The organism is uncultured Methanospirillum sp. (genome assembly GCF_963668415.2).
GTDB lineage: Archaea > Halobacteriota > Methanomicrobia > Methanomicrobiales > Methanospirillaceae > Methanospirillum.
The window spans coordinates 605350-627536 of sequence record NZ_CAXXDL010000001.1 but is presented as its reverse complement, the minus strand read 5'-3'; the positions used below and the strand labels follow the sequence as shown (position 1 = coordinate 627536).

16 protein-coding genes and 1 CRISPR repeat array (1 of these 17 running past the window's edge) are annotated in these 22187 nt (G+C 47.2%); of the genes, 6 read left to right on the top strand and 10 right to left on the bottom strand.

Annotated elements, in window-relative coordinates; all coding sequences use genetic code 11:
* Positions 1 to 353: a CRISPR direct-repeat array (repeat unit 32 nt); it reaches 1919 nt to the left of the window's first position.
* A 242-nt stretch (positions 354 to 595) separates the two neighbouring features.
* Positions 596 to 748: a hypothetical protein gene (locus tag ACHZA2_RS02875; RefSeq protein WP_319578467.1), complete on the bottom strand. Its 153-nt coding sequence runs from the start codon at positions 746 to 748 to the stop codon at positions 596 to 598.
* A gap of 126 nt (positions 749 to 874) precedes the next feature.
* Positions 875 to 3928: a hypothetical protein gene (locus ACHZA2_RS02870; RefSeq protein ID WP_319578466.1), complete on the bottom strand. Its 3054-nt coding sequence runs from the start codon at positions 3926 to 3928 to the stop codon at positions 875 to 877.
* An 81-nt stretch (positions 3929 to 4009) separates the two neighbouring features.
* Between ACHZA2_RS02870 and ACHZA2_RS02865 the strand changes: the two genes are divergently transcribed.
* Positions 4010 to 4237: a hypothetical protein gene (locus ACHZA2_RS02865; RefSeq protein WP_319578465.1), complete on the top strand. Its 228-nt coding sequence runs from the start codon at positions 4010 to 4012 to the stop codon at positions 4235 to 4237.
* Between the two features lie 35 nt (positions 4238 to 4272).
* On the opposite strand, the gene ACHZA2_RS02860 is transcribed toward ACHZA2_RS02865, so the two are convergent.
* From ACHZA2_RS02860 to ACHZA2_RS02840, 5 genes are all read right to left on the bottom strand, one after another.
* Positions 4273 to 4536, bottom strand: a complete 264-nt coding sequence (locus ACHZA2_RS02860) for a hypothetical protein (RefSeq protein WP_319578464.1) — start codon at positions 4534 to 4536, stop codon at positions 4273 to 4275.
* A complete protein-coding gene (locus ACHZA2_RS02855; RefSeq protein ID WP_319578463.1) occupies positions 4533 to 4865 on the bottom strand; it encodes a hypothetical protein in 333 nt (110 codons plus the stop codon). The genes ACHZA2_RS02860 and ACHZA2_RS02855 overlap by 4 nt, the downstream gene beginning before the upstream one ends.
* A complete protein-coding gene (locus tag ACHZA2_RS02850) occupies positions 4852 to 5112 on the bottom strand; it encodes a hypothetical protein (RefSeq protein WP_319578462.1) in 261 nt (86 codons plus the stop codon). Before ACHZA2_RS02850 ends, ACHZA2_RS02855 begins: the two co-directional genes overlap by 14 nt.
* A 492-nt stretch (positions 5113 to 5604) precedes the next feature.
* A complete protein-coding gene (locus tag ACHZA2_RS02845; protein WP_319540299.1) occupies positions 5605 to 6360 on the bottom strand; it encodes an ABC transporter permease in 756 nt (251 codons plus the stop codon).
* The gene (locus ACHZA2_RS02840; RefSeq protein WP_319578461.1) at positions 6357 to 7346 is read right to left on the bottom strand and encodes an ATP-binding cassette domain-containing protein; all 990 of its coding nucleotides are present in this window, start codon (positions 7344 to 7346) and stop codon (positions 6357 to 6359) included. Before ACHZA2_RS02840 ends, ACHZA2_RS02845 begins: the two co-directional genes overlap by 4 nt.
* Before the next feature lie 200 nt (positions 7347 to 7546).
* On the opposite strand from ACHZA2_RS02840, the gene ACHZA2_RS02835 reads away from it, so the two are divergent.
* The 5 genes from ACHZA2_RS02835 (at position 7547) to ACHZA2_RS02815 (ending at position 15352) form a co-directional block, all read left to right on the top strand.
* Positions 7547 to 8143: a PadR family transcriptional regulator gene (locus tag ACHZA2_RS02835; protein WP_319578460.1), complete on the top strand. Its 597-nt coding sequence runs from the start codon at positions 7547 to 7549 to the stop codon at positions 8141 to 8143.
* Positions 8140 to 10434 (top strand): excinuclease ABC subunit UvrA, encoded by a 2295-nt coding sequence (locus ACHZA2_RS02830; protein ID WP_319578459.1) that lies wholly within the window; start codon positions 8140 to 8142, stop codon positions 10432 to 10434. Before ACHZA2_RS02835 ends, ACHZA2_RS02830 begins: the two co-directional genes overlap by 4 nt.
* Entirely contained in the window at positions 10427 to 11365 is a 939-nt protein-coding gene (locus ACHZA2_RS02825) for an ATP-binding cassette domain-containing protein (protein ID WP_319578458.1), read from the top strand. Before ACHZA2_RS02830 ends, ACHZA2_RS02825 begins: the two co-directional genes overlap by 8 nt.
* A complete protein-coding gene (locus tag ACHZA2_RS02820; RefSeq protein ID WP_319578457.1) occupies positions 11365 to 12204 on the top strand; it encodes an ABC transporter permease in 840 nt (279 codons plus the stop codon). The genes ACHZA2_RS02825 and ACHZA2_RS02820 overlap by 1 nt, the downstream gene beginning before the upstream one ends.
* A 382-nt stretch (positions 12205 to 12586) precedes the next feature.
* Entirely contained in the window at positions 12587 to 15352 is a 2766-nt protein-coding gene (locus tag ACHZA2_RS02815) for a methyl-accepting chemotaxis protein (RefSeq protein WP_319578456.1), read from the top strand.
* Positions 15353 to 15596: 244 nt separating this feature from the next.
* On the opposite strand, the gene ACHZA2_RS02810 is transcribed toward ACHZA2_RS02815, so the two are convergent.
* From ACHZA2_RS02810 to ACHZA2_RS02800, 3 genes are all read right to left on the bottom strand, one after another.
* On the bottom strand, positions 15597 to 16103 hold the full coding sequence (locus ACHZA2_RS02810) for a GrpB family protein (protein ID WP_319578455.1): 507 nt from the start codon (positions 16101 to 16103) through the stop codon (positions 15597 to 15599).
* A gap of 79 nt (positions 16104 to 16182) precedes the next feature.
* Positions 16183 to 17337, bottom strand: coding sequence for an AAA family ATPase (locus tag ACHZA2_RS02805; protein WP_319578454.1), 1155 nt, complete (start codon positions 17335 to 17337; stop codon positions 16183 to 16185).
* 336 nt (positions 17338 to 17673) lie between these two features.
* The gene (locus ACHZA2_RS02800; RefSeq protein WP_319578453.1) at positions 17674 to 22074 is read right to left on the bottom strand and encodes a PAS domain S-box protein; all 4401 of its coding nucleotides are present in this window, start codon (positions 22072 to 22074) and stop codon (positions 17674 to 17676) included.
* Positions 22075 to 22187 lie beyond the last annotated feature (113 nt).

Below are 22187 nucleotides of genomic sequence, written 5' to 3'. Positions count from 1 at the left end.
ACCCTTTACGGGTGTGTGGATTGAAATTTTCCAGAGATCTCGATCACGTTTGCATCTCCAGGTCACACCCTTCATGGGAGTGTGGATTGAAATACCATCCAGGCAAAGAAATACGCAGAGAGCCTCGGTAACACCCTTCACGGGTGTGTAGGTTGAAATAACAGCAGAACGAACACATCAGGCGACATACAAGGTCATACCCCTCATGGGTGTGTGGGTTGAAATACTGCTGAATGGTCTAATACACCTGCAGGAACGTCACACCCTTCATGGGTGTGTGGATTGAAATTCTGAAACGGGCGAGCGATGAATCCTCAAAAACGTCACACCCTTCCGGGTGTGTGGATTGAAATTTCCAAACCATACCGAAATGAATGATATTTCCGCGTCACAACCGTCATCCGGTAGTGATTTGGAATCCTTCAGTTAGTCAATGATTTGGTCAATCTTTTTTCATACCGATATCTGGGTGTAAAAGACCCCTCTGCCATTTATACTTCTCATCTCTACCCGATCACCCCCGGCACGTACCTGAGCCTCTCCTCCCGGTCTTAAAACGCCGCACCCTTTTTCGGCAACCGATCTGGCAGATTTCTCACCTCCTGCGATATCGCCAAAAAATGGCCCCGTTTCCAGACAGGATCTCCATAACAAACCCGTGCCCTGAATCAGAGAGTGTTACTGACCCGTCCGGAGTGAAATCACCCCCTTCTCCGAGTAGCACATGACCAGCAGTATCCCGGGTCATCACCCCGATCTCATCCTGCCCTTGATCAGCCTGACTTAATCCTCACCCTCAAGCTTCAGCGGTCTCTGCCATCTCAAATATCTGCCCCATCAGACAAAACCATGAAACGGGGATCATACTCCCGGATCACTCATCTGCCCCATCGCTCGCCGCTTCGCGGCTCGCTCCCCCAACCGGGGGGATATTCCCATAACAGATATCACAGACAGCAGTTCTTGTCTCCGGATCAAACCACTCTGCCTTCTTCAGATTGCAGACCTGACATCTCCCCCGGTCAGAGGAAACCCTGACCATCGCAGACCTGTTCACAATCCCGGGAAGAATCCTGACCCTGCTGCTCTCAGCCCTTCTGACAAGTTCATAGCACTGCCTGCAGATCTTTACATTTCCTGTGTCTGACTTCTCCCTGAAATGCACCCACTTCGCACCACAGCAGTCACATGGCCCGGCCTCAATCCCGATACCGGAAAAATCCTCAACCCTGATCTCACGACGACTGATCCTCCCTCGTACCGCAGGATCACCGTTCAGCGGTAAACTCCCGGCAATAGCGGGAAGTGAACCAATGATCCCGCTATCGTGTAATCGTTCTGAATCGTGATTCTTCAAAGATGCATCGTCAGATGATGCATCCTGATCTCTCGTAGCGGGACGATCAGAATCATGTGTATGATCACATACAGACAGGCGATCAGAGATCCCCTCCTGCATACATACGCAATCTCCGCTATGAGTACATAAAAATAAATTATTATTAGTATTATCTTCTGTACTCCCCGAATCTGTGCTCGTTACCAGAGCGGGACACTCCGCGATGTTGCCGCTTGACACCGCTTTCCCGCTGCACCCATCAGGACCTGACGGTGGAATATCACCAGAACCACCGGAATCCCCGTCAAGCCAGCAGCAGCCGTCAGACGACCAGGCCTCATATACAGACTGGTCCCATGAGTACGCCTTCTCCCTCCGGTGTGCAAGCGTAACCCCGTTCTCGTCACTCACGAGCGTCCGATCACAGACCGCTATGGCAGGACACTTCTCAAGCAGCCCTGAATAATGCGTACCTCTCGAAGTAGAACCGTGAATCATCTTGTAGATTACAGACTGTGACAGCCCGGTCAGGTGCTGCATCTCTGATATCGTGATCTCACCCTGACCATGACGCTTTATGGTATCAACCAGTTCAGACTCCCGCTTTGTCAGCTTCGTCTCCTGTCCGCCGCTTGTATTGTTCAGCGCCGTGTAGAGCACACATGCATTCCTGAAGTCCTCAACCGTCGCAGTCACAACCATCATATCACCGGCCTCGGAGAGTTCACGCTGTTTCTGCATCAACACCGCATGGGCTTTCACGAGATCAAGCAACATGTCAGGATTCCTCCTGTTGAGCGACGAACTGAACCGAATCCGTCCTGCAAACGGAACAACAACCCAGACCTGTGAGAGAGACCGCCAGATATCCCTACAGACCTCAAGTTCCCTGACATTCCCGCAACCACAGACAGGAACACTGCAAGCCTCCGAAAGCGTATGAGCCATCACCCGTGCATCCTGCTCTGGCGAATCATCGATCCAGCAGGTCAACATCCTGTTCCAGACCTGATCATCACCGGTCCCTTCAACCTTTGCAACCCACCAGACACACCGTTCAGGAATAGTGCACGTCTTCCCTCCCCGATCCTTGTCAACTGTCCGGTACATGAACGGTTTCTTAAACGAGGTCGTGACCCCTTTCAGGATCTCCTGCATCTGATCAGAGAGCGAGACATCGTCAAGTGCAATAACAGAACCTGGCTTCATCCCTTTTATGTAAAAGAGGGCCTTGTCACTCATCCTGCCCTCAAGCCTGAACTCTTGTGGAACCTGCTGCAGCATTGTGTCAAATGTATGCGATTTCCCTTTCCCTGACTCACCGGTAACAGAGACATGCAACCCTTTTGCGTTGATGACCAGCCGTGAAGCAAGAGACATCACCAGGCACTCAGCAACCACCGGATCGCCGATATGGTCAAGAGCAAAGGTATCAAGCATGTATCGCAGCGGATCTCCCTGCCGGAGCACCCTGACCGTCTCTCTCTTCGTCTCCTCCCCGGCCGGGTCAGCCTGTGAACCGCAGGCATCAACGCTCTCCTCTTCGTCATCCCTCCGCCGCCTCTTCAGCCGTTTGAGCCGTTCTTCAATCGTTCCTTCAAACTTCTCACGGAACTCTGACCACCGTTGTGTCCCGGACCCGCACGATGTGTGATGACACCCTGCGAAGATTGCACCGTTTGGGAACTGTATCGCATATGCACCGCTTGAATGTGCAGATGAGAACGGACATTCATCAAGCACAAAGAGAGATCCCCCTGCATATGGCTTGTGATCATACCTGATCCCGTATGAACTGAGCCAGTCCGCTAAAACAATCGGCTCACCCCTCTTTTTATCCCTGAATGTAGGTTCTGGCTGTTCTTTCGGGAGCAGACCGGCAAGAGCCATGAGTTGCTCTCCTGAAATGATCCCGGAATTTTCAGGAAGAGAGAGGATCTTTGAGAGCCGGTGAGGCCGCTTTGACACATTATCACCCTTCCGTGAGGTTGTGCCGTAGAGTTTCCAGATCCGGCTCGCGTTAAAGACCGCCCTGTCAACCTCTGCAGACGTGTCAGAGAAGAGGATATGAAGTGTCTCAAGCACACCTTTCACCAGATCCCTTGACTGGTCGTCATTTGGAAGATCGATTCTGTACAGAAGATGTGCCCCGTTGCCTGAATCGGCAACCACCGGATCAGGCCAGCCGAGATCTGAAAGATATCCTGCGATATGCTCTGCCTTTGAAAGAGCTGCTGCGTGCTCCTCGTCTGATGATGAGACTCCTGACGGACGGAGCGGATCGATATCGATCGCAAGCCATCGCCGGGAGATGATATCATTGTCTCCGGTCGAAGCATCACCCTTCCCGAGCCGTGTCTCAAGCCGGTTCGCACGTCGTGCAAGCAGGTCAGGGTTTACCGGGTTCAGTGTGATGTAAATTCCGCTGTACTCCCCCATCCTCTCGATACCCGACACTGCCGCTGCCAGTTTCGCCTGGTCATCAAAGTACCCAGAAGCAGTCCCACGCTTCCCAAGAGCCCTGACCTCGGCTACCTGTCCTTCTCCACAGAATAGATGACAGGCAGTGAGGATGAGATCATGGGTCATATTTCTCTCCCGGTTCCCCGAGAGAACCACTGATGGAGATCCGGAACGAGGAACAATGGATCTGGAAGACGGAGTCTGCAGATGATCCTTCGTATCCTGTGTATCAGGCTGATCCTGTGTATCGGTCTGCAGACATCCCGGCAGGATGACTGGCAGGAGTTATCACGCGAATACGCCATCTGCAACCTCCCAGCAGTCATAGAGATCTGTATCCAACAGGGCACAGAGCAGAATCTCACCTTCTCCAGACAGAACCATCCTGCAGGCTCTGCACTCCCTGCCCAGGCATCTGACAAGATCAGAACCTGACGAGATGAACGGGCATATCCTCGCCTCACCGCTGTTCATGGTACCTCCACGATCCAGACAAAACAGTCTTTTCGTGAGGTATCCCTGGCCTGGTATCGACCTCTCATATACCTGGTGATAAACGTCCTCCGGAACCGTGGTGAAAGCCTGCAGAGGCCGGGATACCGCTCCGGACTACCTGAGATCTCGGTATCCAACTGATTTCTTGAGAGGTACCTGTTCGACGGGGACAAGAGGTTTGAAATGGCCACTCTCATCTCTTCCCTCTCTTGGGGCATCCGGGAGAATGACTGGTTCATACCCCTATCCCCCTGATTGGAACTGCCCCTCCGGGCAGAATCCGGTACCGAAGCCAGGTGTTTGATCGGTATAACCAGAACTGAACTGGCCCCGGGACTACCTTCTCCCTGACAAAACCGGCCAGGTCTCTTACCGTATCAGCGAATCCGCCTATCCCGACTGACCGTGATCTCCTCACCACAAGAAAGAGGATCTCCTCTCCTTTCCATGCAATGAGATCAAATATCCGGGAGGTTCCCGCAACCCGGATGCTGCGGTACCCCCCGGTCTGAAGCTCTTGTAACGCATCAAAGGAGATGGATCTGGTTGCGTGGCTACTGTCTGCCATTGAGATCACCCGGGTATGCAGAGAGAGCATTGGTGGCATGGAAATCCAGACGAACAGACCAACAATCCCAGATCTGATGGGAATTGTCCGGGGTCATCGTATCAGCAGATCCATCGTCCGTACATCCGGGTGATAGAAAAGTAGAAGTACTCAAAATGTCATACGAGATGTATTTCCCTGCCATCATTCCGCTTCCGCCAAGATTAAGAATGGGTGTGCGGGGATCTTCTGTTTTTGTGTAATTCATGGTCAGCCTCATCGTGGTTCACAGTTTCTGACAACTGAGTTCGAGCATGTATGCTGCGTTTTAATTGCGATAAGCCACGAGCGGTCTCTTTCGATCATCCCACTCGTAGAATCTAACATGAGATACCATCTGGCATTAGTATTTCGTTTTCGTCGCTGGAGCCGTTTAAATACGATTTACCAGATTATATTAACAGATCCGGTGGTTTATCAAGGGTAGGTTATGGATTCTTTGAAACGCATCATACAGGATGCGTCTGTATAATCAGGCTATATGAGAGGATGGCTTGAATGAGACAAATTCACCTGTGAATTGTCTCGTCCTTTCATACCGTCTGCTGTGAGTGTGGTTCATTTAAAAATGTGGATCAGGATCACTGACAGTCTGCGATTCGGGATGTCACATGCATTATCAGATCCAACGATCCCCTGTTGGGCCCCGGGTAAGGGTGATGAAGAACCTCATTCAAACGTGTGCCGTCCTGTCTCCTATCTACTCGGTCCTGCTGAATGCCCAGGTCCCTACGGTAAACATTACCACATCAAAGACGAGAAGAACTGCGATATCAACAGATATCGGTGCGATACCTGTCCAGGACTGACCGATCATAACCGTTCTGAGAGCATCGACACCATACGTGAGCGGGTTTACCAGACTCACAACCTGAAGCCATTGTGGGACGTTATTGAGTGGGAACAGAGCACCACTCAAGAAAAACATCGGCATGTTGATGAAGGTCTGGATGAGGCCGAATCCCTCAAAACTTTTCATCAGGCTTGCAAAAGTAAGACCGATACAAACGAGGCCGAAGGTGATAAGGAGCATGACCGGCAGGGACAACAGAAAGATACCAACATTCATCTGTGCCCCGATAAGAAAGGCGAACGGAAAAATAACGACTCCCTGGATCATGACATCAGTACTGACACCCAGCATCTTACCACAGAATATTGATGATCTGGACATCGGAGAGACCAGGATCTCTTTTAAAAAACCAAACTCCCGGTCCCAGATGACTGATATACCGAGAAACATTGCCGTAAAGAGCATCGCCTGACAGACAAGTCCGGGAAAGATAAACTGCTGGTAGTTAACCCCTGGAACTGTTGCTGAGAATCTCATTCCGGTTCCGAATATGAAAAGCCAGAGCAATGGCTGGACAAATGCATTAACAAGCCGCGATCTCTCCCTGACAAACTTCTTGACTTCACGGAGCCAGAGGGTATAGATTCCGCGAAGTTCGCTCATCGTGAACTCCGCCTCTTCATCATCGCCATTCGTCCTATCGATTCATGCCCCTCCTCCCTGATCTCTCTTCCTGTGTAATGCATGAAGACATCATTCATGTCAGGACGGGTGAGATGCACCGATTTCATCCGGATTCCTGCCTTGAATGCTATCTCCATAACCCGTGGAAGTTCATCATCTGCATGGGGAACAGATACCCTCACTTCACCGCCGGTCACCCTGACCGTCTCGATCTCCGGGATCTTCATCAGCAGATCCTGAAGTTTTTCAGGTTCATCTGTCTCAAGATGAATCACCTCACTTCCCACAGCCTGTTTCAGGGCCGACGGTTCATCAAGGGCTACAATGGTTCCATGATCGATGATGGCTATCCGGTTACAGAGTTCGTCTGCCTCTTCCATGTAATGAGTTGTGAGGATGAGCGTCATATCCTCGCGTTCCTGAAGTTGCCTGATATATGACCAGATATGCTCCCTGCTCTGGGGATCAAGGCCGATGGTCGGCTCGTCAAGGAAGAGCACACGGGGATAATGAAGCAGCCCCCGGGCGATCTCAAGGCGTCGTCTCATACCACCCGAGTATGTGTTGAGAAACTGATCTGCCCGGTCTTCGAGCTGGACAAGCGTCAGAACTTCCTGTATCCGGGAAGCCTGCTGTGATACAGGGACACCATAGAGATCTGCATGCATCTGCAGGTTCTCACGTGATGTCATATCCGAATCAACACTGGGATCCTGGAAGACAATCCCTATCGATTGCCTGACCCTGGCACTGTCCCTGATGATATCATACCCGTTGATCACCGCCGTACCGGATGTGGGTTTTAGAATCGTGCAGAGCATGGAGAGAAGGGTTGTTTTTCCGGCACCGTTCGGACCGAGCAGACCAAAGACCTCGCCCTTCTGAACATCAAACGACACAGCATTGACAGCCGTATTTGAGCCAAATGTTTTTGTCAGGCTCTCTGTCTGGATGATTGGTGACATGATCGATAGTGATTGTGAATATGAGTAAGCGGGATGTTCGTAGAAGATCTTCAGATATAGTGGTATGCCCCGGTTTATAAGGACCCCCAAAGCCCTGGTTCTTCTCGTTGCTACATATCGGCACGGGGTTGAACGGGATCAGTGTGAATTGTATACATAAAGTATAGTATTGATATAGTATTGTACATGTACAATACTGGATGAGTGGGATCTCAAATATGGAGGCTGCATTATTAGGGCTGCTTTCCATAAAACCAATGTATCCATACGAGATTGAGAAGAACGTTGTGGAACAGGATATGCGATACTGGACAGAGATCTCTATCTCATCTATCTATAAGGTCCTTGAAAAACTTGAAAAGAAATTTCTCGTCGATGTGAACCTCTCGGTCACTGAATCAAATAAAGTAAAGAAAACCTATTCAATAACAGAAAAAGGTTCAGTCGAACTAAAAAACCACATCGTCGGTATCATGTCAGAACTTGAGATCTCAATATATCAGATAGATCTCGCTCTGGCAAACCTTCACCTTCTCACTCCTGCTGAAGTCAACTCGGTTATGAATGAGTATATTGCTTCGATTGACACCAGGCTTACATGTTATGGAGAACATGAGACGTATCTCCTGGATAACGGATGTAAAATTGGAAATATCCACCTTGCCCGCAGAAGACAACATCTCATCCAGGCTGAACGGGAATGGGCTCTCCGGTTCATTGAAGAGTACAATACTACACACGAATATGTTCCTGAGCGTGAAGGCAGGCAGACCAGGTCTTCAGGGAAGAGGAAATGAGCAGTTCTGTCAGGATTGTGGGAGCAAGGGAGCACAATCTTAAAAATATCTCAGTATCTGTTCCAAAAAATAAGATCGTTGTCGTAACGGGGGTATCTGGCAGCGGGAAGAGTTCACTTGTCTTTGATACAATCAGTGCTGAAGCACGACGGCAACTGATCGAGACGTTTGGAACATTTGAGAGATCGCGTCTCCCAAAGATCTCAAGGCCTGACGTGGATGAGATATCAAATCTCTCACCGGTGATCGTCATCGATCAGAAACGACCGGGGCAGACTCTCAGGTCTACTGTCGGAACCATGACAGAGGTCTATACCTACATGCGGCTACTCTTCTCCCGGTGTGGGGATCCGTTTATTGGTGGTTCAAATCTCTTCTCATTCAACAATGCAGATGGAATGTGCCCTGAATGTTCAGGGCTCGGCCAGCTGATGGTGGTTGATGAGAAGACGTTGATCGATGAGACGAAGTCAGTTGCAGATGGTGCCATTCTGCACTCTCAATACAAAAAGGGGGGATATTACTGGAACTCACTCATGAACTCCCGGTTGTTTGATCCGTACAAACCGGTATGCGAACTTACCGAAGAAGAGCGATATAATCTCCTGTACAAACCACAGACCGCGGTAAAAGCAGAACGGTTCGGTGAAGAGTACACCTCCAGGCATGAAGGTGTCATCTCACGACTGAAGAAGAGTTATCTGAACAAAGAAGAAAATTCAGATGCATACACACGATTCTTCAGGTATGAGACCTGTCCGCACTGCAACGGTTCACGGCTGAACGAACGTGCCCGGACAGTTCAGGTCCAGGGAAGAACGATCCCAGATCTGGTCTTTCTTGAACTGCCCGAACTGCTGGTGTTCCTCAATCAGGTGAACCATCCGTATGCACAGCCGATCATTGCCCGGATGAAGGTCATTATTCAGTATCTCATTGATATCGGCGTAGGATACCTTTCACTCCACAGACCGGTGGCAACCCTCTCTGGTGGTGAATCACAGAGAGTGAAGATCGCAAAACAACTGGACTGCACACTCACCAACCTTGTGTATGTCCTTGATGAACCAAGTATCGGCCTGCATCCCCGGGATATCGGGAATCTCATTCAGATCATGAGAGATATCCGGGATAAAGAGAATACTGTTCTTGTTGTTGAACACGATCCCGAGATTATTCAGGCTGGTGATTATGTTATTGATATCGGCCCGGGTGCAGGTTCTCATGGTGGTGAGGTCATGTATGCCGGACCAGTGAGCGGGCTCTACACATCAGACACTCTCACATCACAATACCTCAACCGTATCGGAGAAGAGAAACGGACCCGTAGAGAGTCAAAAGGGTATTTCAGGGTTGAAGACGCATCGCTTCACAATCTCAAGAATATCTCTGTTGATATCCCGAAAGGAGTTCTGGTATGTATCACCGGTGTTGCAGGATCTGGAAAAAGTTCTCTGATTCACGGAGTCTTCTGTACGCAGCATCCAGATGCTGTTGTCATCGATCAGACGTCAATTGGACGATCATCCCGGTCAAATCCCCTGACATATCTTGGAATCTTTGATGTGGTCAGAAAAGAACTCGGGCAGGCAACCGGTACTGATCCCTCATACTTCAGTTTCAACTCCAAAGGTGCATGCCCGAAATGCAAGGGTACGGGCGTTCTCAAGATGGAGATGCACTTTCTTGACGATGTTACAACGGTCTGCGACGCCTGCAACGGGGAGCGGTACAACCCTGAAGTCCTTTCTCTCTCGTACAAAGGAAAAACAATATCAGATATTTTGAAACTGACAGTGGCAGATGCTGCTGAATTCTTCGAGACCTCTGAAGTGAAGCGAAAACTGCGTGTTCTTGCTGATGTGGGACTCGACTACCTGCAGGTCGGACAGTCACTGAGCACGTTGTCAGGCGGAGAAGCACAGCGGCTCAAACTGGCAACAGAACTCCACAAAAAAGGAAATATCTACGTGATGGATGAACCAACGACCGGGCTGCACATGGCAGATACCAGCAGGCTGCTCTCCATAATTCATCATCTTGTAGATAGGGGAAATTCTGTCATTGTTATTGAGCATAATCCTGATGTCATCAGGCAGGCCGACTGGATCATTGATATGGGTCCACAGGGAGGTACTAAGGGAGGAGAGATTATTGCATCCGGAACAGTGGAAGATTTGATGAATGATCCAGACTCTGTAACCGGAGCATACCTGAAGTCTATGTCAGTTCAGAAAATTCAGAATAATTCAGTATCTCCACGGATCGGAGAAGGAATTGTGTATGACTGAGAATATCGTTGATGTTTCACATTTTTCATACTCATATGGTGAACTACAGGCCGTTCGTGATATCTCCTTTCAGGTGAAGAAGGGCGAGGTCTTCTCATTTCTGGGTCCGAACGGAGCCGGAAAGAGCACGGTCATTAACACCCTTATAACTCTGCTTCCCCTTCAGAAAGGAACTGTGCAGATTGCAGGATATGACCTTGGATCAGATCAGGAGAAGGTTAGGCAGTCCATCGGGATCGTATTTCAGAAGATAACTCTTGACAAGGATATGAAGGTTGGGGAAACCCTGGAGTTTCATGGAAGTATTTACCAGATGGGAAGTGCCGAGAAGAAGAACCGGATTGATGAACTCCTTAATCTTGTTGAACTCTCTGAAAAGGCAGATGCTCTTGTCAGTACCCTTTCGGGCGGGATGAAACGCCGTCTTGAGATAGCACGAGGACTGATGACAAGACCAAAGGTCCTCTTTCTTGATGAGCCCACAATCGGGCTTGATCCACAGACCCGACGCAAGACATGGGATTATCTCCGATCCGTAAATAAGGAGGGAACGACGGTCTTTATGACTACCCATTACATGGATGAGGCTGATCTTCTGTCAGACAGGATTGCACTCATCGATCATGGGCAGATAATTATCGAGGGTACTCCGGCAGAACTCAAGCAGAGCCTTGGAAATGATATTATTTATCTTGATACTTCTGACAACCCTCGTACAACAGAAATCCTAAGGGATCTTTCAGGAATCAGGAAAATTGCAGCGTATGAAGGGAAGGTAGCCATCACGTCAGAGCAGGATGGAACACGCCTGCTTCCTGAGATAATCAGGGAGATAAACGGGCAGGGTATTGATGTGTGTGCAGTTAATCTCAAGAAACCAAGTATGGACGATGTATTTTTGCATTATACTGGCACGGAGATGAGGGACTGATGGAAACTCCAGGATTTGTCCCGGTATTTATGCGGGATATCAACCGGTATTTCAGATTTAAGGACCAGTTGTTCACCTCGATGCTTCACCCGGTCTTATGGCTTGCGTTATTCGGATTTGCCATGGCGGGGACGTTTGAGAGAATTCTCCAGTCTGTTCTCCCTCCGACCGGCATGATGGTTGTCAATTACCTGACGTATATGACTCCCGGGATGATCGCGGTAACGATTATGTTTGCAAATCTGTACGGAGGGTTCTCGGTCTTCTTTGATAAGGACTGGGGGATTTTAAGGGAGATTCTTGCAAGCCCGATGCCTAGGAGGGATCTTGTTATCGGGATCTCATTATCTGCAATCGTGAAATCGCTGATTCAGACGACAATCATCGTCATCCTTGGAATGGTGCTTGGAGTTACTGCATTTTCAGGTCAGAGTCCGGTCCAGATCCTTGTCTCCATTATCGGTATCGTATTGTTTATCGGGATCTTCTCAACTGCTATCATCTGTGTCTCCTTATATGTGGCATTTGCAACGAGTTCTCCGGAAGGATACCAGGGTATCACCACGTTGCTCTCGATGCCGTTCTTCTTTGCATCAAACGCACTGTATCCGATAAACGGTCTTCCTCCGGTGATCCAGGAGTTCTCCTACCTGAACCCGATATCACATCTGACAGATGGTCTTCGGTACTTTATCATCGGTGATCAGTTCTCGTCACTCGGGCTGGTCTTTTCGTATAGTCCGGTTCAGATTCTGTCTTCTTTTTTGTACCTGACAGTTCTGGCAGTGGTCTTCTTCTGGATAACGGTTCGTAAGATTAACAGGTCAGTTGTGACGTGAACAATTTATATTGCGAACGACAGTGACACCCCTCCTTTTTCGGTGGTGGATATCTACAAACTCTTTTGAGTAATGGTTTCTATTACGTTGAATCCATCAACAGGTACCATGCTGGAATCATGGTAGAGATTATACCCATTGTCATCGGGAATGGTAGAGAGGTATCGAAACGCTGCAATCACATGGGATACCTTCATATTCTTTCCTACAATATTATGCAGTATTTTTTGATTAATTGTAATTGTTCCAGATTAACCCGTGGTAAGGAAATCCGGGAAGGAGAAGTCCTTGCAGATCCTTGTGATTCACGATCGTTGTGAGTCAAAATATATGCACAGGAGTTATACATGTATCTTCCATCTATCACTCCAAGGAGAATCTTATGTCACATGGTAATGAGCATCCCAATACAGGTATATCAATACAGGAAATTGAAAACTTCACCGCTGATCAGTTAAAAAAACTGGTGCTCTCCCTGAAGGCTGAAAACGAAGGACAAAACAGGCTCTCTACCTGGTATAAAGCCATTCTTGATGCGATACCGTTTCCCATGTCGGTTACCGACATGAATATGAACTGGACATTCATCAATCATGCAACCGAGAATATGCTCAATGTCACCCTCAACGAGGTAAAGGGAAAACATTGCAGCAACTGGGGAGCAAATATTTGTACCACAGATCAATGTGGCATCGAACTTCTCAGAAAAGGAGTACATTACAGTATTTTTGAACAGAGTGGTGGTCATTTCAGAACCGATGTCTCGTATATTTCCACACCTGAAGGAGAAAACATCGGTCACGTTGAGATTGTTACTGATGTCACAGAGATCATAAAAGTAAAAAATTACCTCCATAGTGAGATCGAACATACGGCACGAAACCTGGAGAAATTCTCAAGGGGAGAACTTGATCTCGACTATTCAGTGAAAGAATCTGATGAACATACCAAAGATGTGTCAGAACTTTTTATCAAGATAAATGACAGCCTCAGGCATGGGGCTGCTGCCCTCTCGCTCATGTCTGATGATGCACGTATGCTCTCACTGGCAGTAGTTGAAGGAAAATTATCAACCCGGGCAGACGTATCCAGGCATCAGGGAGAATACCGCAGGATCGTTGAAGGTCTAAATAAAACGCTTGATGCGGTTATCATGCCATTAAATATGGCAGCAGAGTATGTTGATAAGATCTCCAAAGGAACCATTCCCCCTCAAATAACTGATACCTATACCGGGGATATCAATATCATAAAAAATAACCTGAACAACTGCATCAATGCAGTGAATCTCCTTTTCAATGACGTAAATTTCTTATCAAAAGCGACTATCGAGGGAAGACTCGACACCCGTGCTGATGCAACAAAGCACCAGGGAGATTTCAGAAAGATTGTTGAGGGTGTGAATGATACTCTCAATACTCTTGTCGGTTACATCGATAAAATGCCATTACCCATTATGGCGATAGATACCGGGTTTGGCATCCTGTACATGAATGATTTGGGTGCCGGGCTACTTGGAACCACCAAAAAGGAGTTAGTTACAAAAAAATGTTATCACCAGTTTAAAACAAGTGATTGTCAGACGGAAAACTGTGCCTGTGCTCAGGCGATGAAAAAGGGATCCCTTAGTACAAGTGAAACTGATGCCCATCCATCAGGAAAGGATCTGGAGATAGCCTATTCTGCTCTTCCAATACGTAACCAGAACGGAGAGGTGACCGGGGCTTTTGAGTTTATCCAGGATCAGACTGCATCAGTAAGGCTTAATCGGTTCCTGAATCATGAGATAGGAGAAACAAACCGATGTTTAACCCTTCTTGCAGAAGGCAATACAAATGTACTACGAGAAGTCGGTGACGCCGATGAGTATACGAAAGAAGCCCGTGTCCTTTTCCTTGCCATCAATGAAAAGGTAGAGACCCTTGCCGAGTCAATAAATAATCTTGTTCGTGACGCTGACAAACTCTCTAAAGCAGCAATAGAGGGTAAGTTAGATATCCGTGCTGATGCATTGAAACATCAGGGAGACTTCAAAAAGGTTGTGGAAGGAGTAAATAATACACTTGATAGTGTGATTATTCCGGTGCATGAAGCCCTGCGTGTTTCAAAAGAGTACGCGAACTATAGATTTAATGTCCGGGTGGATCCATCACTGAACGTAGCCGGTGACTGGATTGAATTCAAAGAGGTTCTGAACGATATCGGAATCCAGGTAAGTGCAGCAGTCGTTTTGATTAACCGGTACCTTACTGATCTCTCCTCAAATGCTGAAGAAGCAGCAGCAAGTATTGAAGAAGTATCTGCAGGAGCACAGCAGGTTGCAAAAAATGCCGGCAGTGTGAGTGTGAATGCAGAAATGGGTAATGATGGTATCAGTCAGGTACTGAGAGCTATGGAAGATCTCACGGTGACCGTGGGTGAAGTCTCGCAACGGGCAGAGCATGTCTCAACCTCAGCCACTCAGGCGAATGAGTTCTCAAAGACAGGCATTGATCTTGCCCGCAAATCAGAAGCTTCAATGGTCGGGATCAGTCAGTCAGCGAATGAAGTCGATGTTATTGTCCAGGATATCAATCACCAGATGGATGAAATCGGAAAAATTGTCAGATTAATTTCTGATATTGCAAACCAGACCAACCTTCTTGCACTCAATGCCGCAATAGAAGCAGCACGGGCAGGAGAGGCTGGGCGAGGGTTTGCAGTCGTTGCGGCTGAAGTGAAATCTCTTGCCCAGGATTCCCGTAAGTCTGCAGAAAATATTGCTGACATGATATCTTCACTCCAGGGAAAGGCAAAGAGTGCAACCATTGCCATGGAAAAATCAGGTGAGACCGTAATGGAAGGGAGTAAATCTCTTACCGAAACCCTGGAGGCATTTGACAAAATTGCTCAGTCCATTGAGGATATTACACGAAATTCCATGGATGTTGCATCTGCATCTGAAGAACAGGCTGCCTCTGTCCAGGAGATTACCGCAAGTGTCAATGAAGTCTCTTCATTAGTCATAAACACCTCAAAAGAGGCTGGCGATGCAGCAGCAGCAACAGAGGAGGCATCCGCATCAATAGAACAGATAAGTAAAGTTGTAAACAATGTGAGCACTATTGTTGAGACGGTCTCACAAGAGATGGCGAAATTTGTCGTTTAGATGGGAGCCAGGGCCACTCCTTTTTTTCCTGATATGTCCGTCTCTTTAAAAACCAGGGGATGAAATTATAGAATCACGCTAGTGGGAAAATTCATCGCCATTTATTATGAAAAGCAAAACAATTAGATCAAATTGATAATAACCTGAGATGAATTCACATTCTTGTGGCAATCCTGCAATTGACAGGTTTTTTGAGGGTTTGATGACTTTCCTCTTATTTGCTGTCATCTCTCTTTTTTACCAGTCATGTTAATATTTTCGTTAGAATACCTTCAATATACTCTTTCTTTCCGTTTATGTATGCATCAATGTCATGAGGATACAACAGCGCAAGATCCTCTTTTACCTTCAGATACTCACGGACAGAATCAGGGTGTGATCTCAAAAAATCCCTGAAAGCGATATGATCACGAAATCCTTTCCCGTCTTTCGGGCAGACATACAGGTGATAGGGCATGAACTCATCTTTATATCTCCGCTTAAATGCCTCCCGTCCTTCGATTCCAAGGTTCCCTTCATGATCAAATCCTGCCAGATCAAGCCGTTCGATGACTGAAGAAAGCCGGGACATATCCTCTATCACGACATCAATATCAATGATGGGTTTGGCTCCAAGACCTGGAACCGAAGTACTTCCAACATGCTCAATTCCTATGATCAGATCTCCGATATAGCCTGATATCATCACTCTAATCTTCTCAAATTCTTCAGCCCACTGCGGGTCTGCCATGGCTATAGTTATGGTTCTCATACTGAACTACCCCAATATTATCTATTTGTAAAAAAACGAATACCCATAGTAATATGGGCAGTTTTTATCTTCGTATCAGTTATCGGAGATCAACAGGATGCAGACCCCGACCCCATACCATCTTTTCCTCAATACAGAGTGTGACATCATCTGCACAAATCGGATCTCCAAGATCTGAACTACTCTGGTTCCCTGAAATAATCCGTTTGATCTCATCAATGATGACAGAACTCCTGGTCCCGATTATGATCCTGTATCCGGCTTTCACCATCTTTGTAAACAACCGGGCGAGGTGTATCTGCTGCTCTTGGTTCAAGTGTAGTTCAGGCTCTTCAATAATGAAGACATCTCCAGTAACTCTCCGGTATTTAAGCGAGAGAAAGATGGGAATGAGACTTGTACACTCTGGTGGAAGAGCATCGGGTGGAAGATCGGTATCTCCTTTCCGGACCACAATCTCATATGATCCATCTGGATGGACGATAAGCCGGGATTCTCCATTGATGAGAGTCATCTCCTCTTCTCTCCAGGGATCAGGATTATAACGCTCTTTTGATACAAAGAAACCGTCTAACTCATTAATAAGTTCAATAATTAATGGTGAATTTTTTGCTGGGTCAATCTCTCGATCGTATGCGTTTATTATTTCAACTCTGTTATTCGGAAGATAGAGTGAGTGTGGGGGACATCCCTCTGATATAAATGCAACCCAGTTCCCAATTACACCACGAATAACTGGAGTAAAAGCAGTTGTTGACTGTCCCGGTCTTGGGAGATCCTTGGGTCCTTTTGCAAATAACCCTGCTGGAAGTGGGCATTCAGATTCAAAGCAGATCAAAGATTCTGCATCATCTGTCACCAGATGTGTCCGTGCTTGCTCTGATGTCAGATATACATGGCCCAATATCGACTTTTGAAGGCGAAGATCCGATGTCTTCACACCAAAGTATGATTCAAGCAGATTCATCAGGTTCTGGTTATAGATCTCCTCGAGGGCAGTCTTGCCAATCAGGTCGATAACTGCGGGGGTTGGATCCCGTTTAACCTTTGGAGATCGTCTCAGATCGGGAATATAGGAGATATACATCTCGTGAAGGCGATAGATTGTATGAAGAAATCGAAGGAGATAAAAATAATCCGAATTTTCTGGGCCGGTAAGAATGGTAAGCGGATGGATTGGGATCTCAGCCTCTTGATACGGGCCGACATTTTGAATTTTTATCGTCAGGGTCATGGTGTTTCCATTTTTTCAGAGATGATGTGGATATCAATCATTCACATTCATACTGGGAAAGAACAGGATCTGTCAGAGTTCTGAAATGATTAAGAATATTAGGGCTATTTGTTCAAAATGGTTGCCAAGAACATCGCATTCAATCAAACATCAGGCTTTGTACCTTACATTTTCGACACTGTTATCAAGCCGTATTGAATATTTTAAATGAAATTCAACGGTTTCTTAATTGATATGAGTACGGATTTCGTGATTTTTTGGTTTCGGATGCTGGTATAAGGTTCTATCCTAATATCTGTTATTCGTACAACGTCTTATTGGTGAACCTTCGGACAATCACAGAATCCGGAACATCCCTTTCGGCACTGTAATCTCAAACCGTGCTCCTTTCCCGAACTCCCCATTCTCTGTGATTGAAAGCCCTGTAATGGAGAGGATCTCCCGTGAGAGGAAGAGACCAAGGCCGGTATGCTTCCCAAAGCCTTTGGAAAAGAGTTTTGTTTTATCCTCAACGCTGATACCCTCCCCATCATCTTCAACAACAATAATCAGGTTCTCCCGGTCTGGATGACTGGAGACCCTGATAGATGTCATCTTCTCGCCCCCGTATCGAAGGGCATTATCAATCAGATTGTAAAAGACCTTCTGAAGAAGTGGATCTGCATACATCTCCACCTCCGGTTCTTCAGCAGTGATGCTGATCCCGTCATGCCTGAGTTGAAGGGAGGATTTCTTCATGATAGAATGTACACTCTGCCACGTAGGTGCCTCAATCCCCATACTCTCATAATCCTTGGTAAAACTGATCTGTCTGGAGATGGTGTTGGCAATATGCAGTTCTTTATTGATATACTCTTCAATCTTCTCCTTATCATTGAGATAATCTTTTGAGAAGTCAAGATACGCAAGTAATCCCTGCAGCTGATTCCCGATATCATGACGGGTAATACTTGAGAGAAGATGGAGTTTCTTGTTCGCCTGCAGGTATGCACTCTGCGTCTGGCTGAGCTCAGCAGTACGCTCTATAACCCTCTGTTCCAGTTCTGCATTCAGCCTCTGAAGTTCCTGTTGTGCAACCTTCCGGTCGGTAATATCAAGGAGTGATCCAATGATGGCAGGTTTTCCTTTGTATATCGTTCGTGACCCGAAGACCTCGATGATGATATCTCTTCCTGATCTGGTAATCCCTCTCAGTTCATAGTTGAGAGCCTCAACATCTCCTGTTATTCTTGTTTCAGTATTTCCAGAAAGTTTTGGGATATCTTCAGGATTTACAAGGTTTTCAGGTCCGAGTGTATCGATGAGGTCATTGATCTCATACTCAAAGATCTGAGCCAGCTTACTGTTTACATACCTGAAGATTCCTTCCTGGATAAGGTAGATTCCGGTGAGTGACTTCTCGGCGAGATCCCTGAATTTGTCCTCAGACTCCTGGAGAGCAACCATAACCCTCTTCTGCTGGGTGATATCACGGATAGACTCGATTGCTCCGACCTTGTTCCCGTCATTATCATAGAGCGGAGTTGCCTTTCCCCAGAGGGTAATATTTCTTCCATCAGGCATGGTGACATCAACCTCGACAACGATGAGGCTTCCTTCATGTTTTATCACCGTGTACTCCTTCTCCAGTTCCTCATGTGGAGCGAAGATCCAGTCTATCAGGATAGGTCGCCTGGTTCCGTAAAATGGCAGTGAATACTCATAATTGCCTTTGCCTATGATATCCCTGGAAGTAACCCCGGTCATCTCCTCCATCGCCTTGTTCCATGTGATGATCTCGCCATTCAGATCAATTGCAAATGTGGCGTCAGGAAGATGGTCAATGATATCAGCCATCCTTCGCTCAGATCTTGCAAGAGCTTCCATGATAGCGGTCTCCTCTGACATGGTCTGGGCAAGCCTCAGGTTACTGAAACTGAGGCGTGATACGTACTCGGTAAACCTGACCAGGAAGTCCATAAGTTCAGTAACATGGGATTTATTCAGTCGTGGAACCTTGCGGAGGGCGGATATGTACTCATCTTTGTCAAACCCGTACCGTTCGGCCTGGGCGACAAACAACGCCTCATCAACAACCTCATCGTCATAGAAGAACTGGCCGGTAAAGATGTTGCCAACATGCTTCCCTCCGATGTATAATGGCGTTATCACGTCCCAGAGGTTATTGGTACACTTATACGCAGTGCATTGGCCGGGCTTCAGGCTCCCTGACAGATGGAGATCACTATCAGTACAGTTCTTTGCGGTCTCCTCATGGGTACGATGGAATTTTAAACAGATATCCTGCCATCCTGATGATGATATGACCTTTCCATTCAGATCAAGGATCGCTGTGGTGATGCCGGTCAGTTTTGAGAAGTCATTCATCAGTGACTGGACAACATCAAGATCAAGGATATTGCCAAGTTCCAGTTCAGTGAGGTCGCTATCAGGGGACAAGAGTGAGGTGAGTTTTAACTGAAGTCGCTGTTCACTCTCTCTCAATGCTGCGGTACGTTCCCTCACCTTGGTCTCAAGATCATCACGTGCTTTCCTGAGAGCCCTCTCTGCTGCCTTACGTTCGGTGATATCCCGGATAATTCCAAGAAGATACGGTCTGCCATGAATTGTTATCCTGCTCAGACTAACCTCGGTGTATGACAGGGAATTATCCCTGTTTTTGTGAGCCCAGTCGATACGCTGCGTTTCTCCGTTGAGAACCGTTTCAATACTCTCTGCTACCCGCCTGGCAGACGGGTAGTTGTCTTCCTGCTGTTCCGGAGCGAAATCAGCCGGAGAATGGCCGATGATAGCATCTCTTGGAACCCCAAGCATCTCTTCTGTCTTTGTATTACAGTCAATGATGATCGAGCGATCCATGATCACGATCGCGTCATTAGCTCCCTCAAATAATCCTTTGAACTTTGCCTCACTCTCGATCAGCTCCTGTGAAGCGATTACAGCGTTGATGGCATGAGAGAGTGTGTTGATGAGATCCTGAAGGAGATCCTGATCGACCTGTGAGATCGGGGTCTTCTTGAAGATGGCAAGGACACCGGTGGCCTCATTATCAGGAGAGAGGAGACGAAAACCGGCAAATGAAGTAAACCCCGATGATACTATCCAGGCAGGGTCACAAAATCCGGAGTCGGGTGAAAGATCATTGGTGATGATCGAGAGTTCATCACCGACTACAATTTTCCCAATCGTTACGTATCCAAGGGGAACTCTCTGACATATCCCGTCAGGAGTGATCTCCCTGGATGAGCGTGCCATCAGGTGCAGGCATCTTGTTCTATCAGGACATACCTCAGGACCGGCACCGGCATGCTTGCACCCTGATTCACAGATATCGCCATTGTTAATAAGCCAGATTCCTGCAAAATCAGCATCAAAGATATCAACAACCGCGTTGCTTACCAAAAGCAGGCGTCCCTCAAGATCAGAGGTTGAGAGCAGTCTCTCCTTTAATGTGCTTATTCTGATGAGTTTCTCTTCATACAATCTTCGTTCTGTGATGTCCCTGGCAGCTGCATAGATGAGATTATTGTCAGGATTTGGAGATGACCGCCATTCGATGTACCTGATGCTCCCGTCTTTATGCCTGTACCTGTTGGTAAAGTTAATGACCTTATTTTTATTTATCAGGTCAGATACGGCGTCAAGGGTTGCCTGGAGATCATCAGGGTGAACAAAGTCAAGGAACCGGTGACCTTCGAGGTCAGAGAGTGTATACCCGAGCGACTTTTCCCATTCTGGGTTTAATTTGATGAATTTTCCGTTCGTGTCAGCGATGCAGAGCAGGTCAAGACTGATAGAGAAGTAATGGTTGATCTCCTCGTTCTTTCTCCTGAGCTCATCCTCAATCTCTTTTCTGTCTGTGATGTCTACAAGTATCGTCAGAATGGCTGGGAGATTATGAAACTGGATTGGAACTCCTTTGGACAATACAGTGCGGGCATTTCCTTCTTTTGTGACAACGTCGAACTCAACTGTTTTCATACTCCCGGACGAGATCCTGCTCAGAACCACATCATGAACCGCATGCTGCTGATGTATGGAGACATGGGAGAGAATATCAGTCCCCTTCATCTCATCTGAAGAATAACCAAGTAGTCTGGTAACAGCAGAATTTACATACAGGATCTTCTGGTCATGCCCGTATACCACAATGAGATCAGGCAGGTTTTCAACAAGCCCCCTGTTAAACGTCTCACTCTCTTTGAGAATCTCGTCGTCCTGTTCTTTGAGAAGCAGAAGAAACCCGATCCCGCTGATGAAAAGAATCACAAAGAAGAGGCCGTACTCGATGGTCTGACTGGCATTGTCTGAAAGAAGATTATATTCTGCTGACGTGGAGAGGATGGACGAACCTGCACGATAGATGCTGGAAAGGCTGAACAGGCAGAAGAAAAAACCAAGGACTTTTCTGAGTACCGAATTTTTCTGACTGTTGAACAGGAAACAGGCACAGGCAGAGTATATCAGGGTGAGCAAGACCGAGGCTATCGCAACTTTGATGTTGGCAGGAGCAGCCCACATCAGGAGCCATATTGTACAAAAACAGATCAGGCCAAGTATTCCGAAGACCTTTTCAGAGTTCTTATGATACGTGTCTGCGTTCGTAATGGCAAACGTTTCACATATGAATCCTGCAAACAGGAGCGAATTTGCTATCTGAACAGAGATGAGGTCCGGTATCATCCCCCTGAAGATAAAAAGAGGCCAGCCTGCAGCCTGAAATATCTTCCCTGCCATGAACATCCGGTATGATCTCACCTGTCCAAAACCGAAATTGTATATCGCCAGTATGCATGCAACCGTGAGGTTTCCCAGAAAGAGCAGGAACATATTGTTGCAACATCAAAACC

Excerpts from the sequence above, each read along its gene's own strand:
- ACHZA2_RS02850 (WP_319578462.1), bottom strand. The coding sequence starts at position 5,112 with ATGAATTACACAAAAACAGAAGATCCCCGCACACCCATTCTTAATCTT.
- ACHZA2_RS02805 (WP_319578454.1), bottom strand. The coding sequence starts at position 17,337 with ATGACCCTGACGATAAAAATTCAAAATGTCGGCCCGTATCAAGAGGCT.
- ACHZA2_RS02820 (WP_319578457.1), top strand. The coding sequence starts at position 11,365 with ATGGAAACTCCAGGATTTGTCCCGGTATTTATGCGGGATATCAACCGG.
- ACHZA2_RS02870 (WP_319578466.1), bottom strand. The coding sequence starts at position 3,928 with ATGACCCATGATCTCATCCTCACTGCCTGTCATCTATTCTGTGGAGAA.
- ACHZA2_RS02860 (WP_319578464.1), bottom strand. The coding sequence starts at position 4,536 with ATGAACCAGTCATTCTCCCGGATGCCCCAAGAGAGGGAAGAGATGAGA.
- ACHZA2_RS02825 (WP_319578458.1), top strand. The coding sequence starts at position 10,427 with ATGACTGAGAATATCGTTGATGTTTCACATTTTTCATACTCATATGGT.
- ACHZA2_RS02810 (WP_319578455.1), bottom strand. The coding sequence starts at position 16,103 with ATGAGAACCATAACTATAGCCATGGCAGACCCGCAGTGGGCTGAAGAA.
- ACHZA2_RS02830 (WP_319578459.1), top strand. The coding sequence starts at position 8,140 with ATGAGCAGTTCTGTCAGGATTGTGGGAGCAAGGGAGCACAATCTTAAA.
- ACHZA2_RS02840 (WP_319578461.1), bottom strand. The coding sequence starts at position 7,346 with ATGTCACCAATCATCCAGACAGAGAGCCTGACAAAAACATTTGGCTCA.
- ACHZA2_RS02845 (WP_319540299.1), bottom strand. The coding sequence starts at position 6,360 with ATGAGCGAACTTCGCGGAATCTATACCCTCTGGCTCCGTGAAGTCAAG.
- ACHZA2_RS02865 (WP_319578465.1), top strand. The coding sequence starts at position 4,010 with ATGATCCTTCGTATCCTGTGTATCAGGCTGATCCTGTGTATCGGTCTG.
- ACHZA2_RS02855 (WP_319578463.1), bottom strand. The coding sequence starts at position 4,865 with ATGGCAGACAGTAGCCACGCAACCAGATCCATCTCCTTTGATGCGTTA.
- ACHZA2_RS02835 (WP_319578460.1), top strand. The coding sequence starts at position 7,547 with ATGAGTGGGATCTCAAATATGGAGGCTGCATTATTAGGGCTGCTTTCC.
- ACHZA2_RS02815 (WP_319578456.1), top strand. The coding sequence starts at position 12,587 with ATGTCACATGGTAATGAGCATCCCAATACAGGTATATCAATACAGGAA.
- ACHZA2_RS02875 (WP_319578467.1), bottom strand. The coding sequence starts at position 748 with ATGACCCGGGATACTGCTGGTCATGTGCTACTCGGAGAAGGGGGTGAT.
- ACHZA2_RS02800 (WP_319578453.1), bottom strand. The coding sequence starts at position 22,074 with ATGGCAGGGAAGATATTTCAGGCTGCAGGCTGGCCTCTTTTTATCTTC.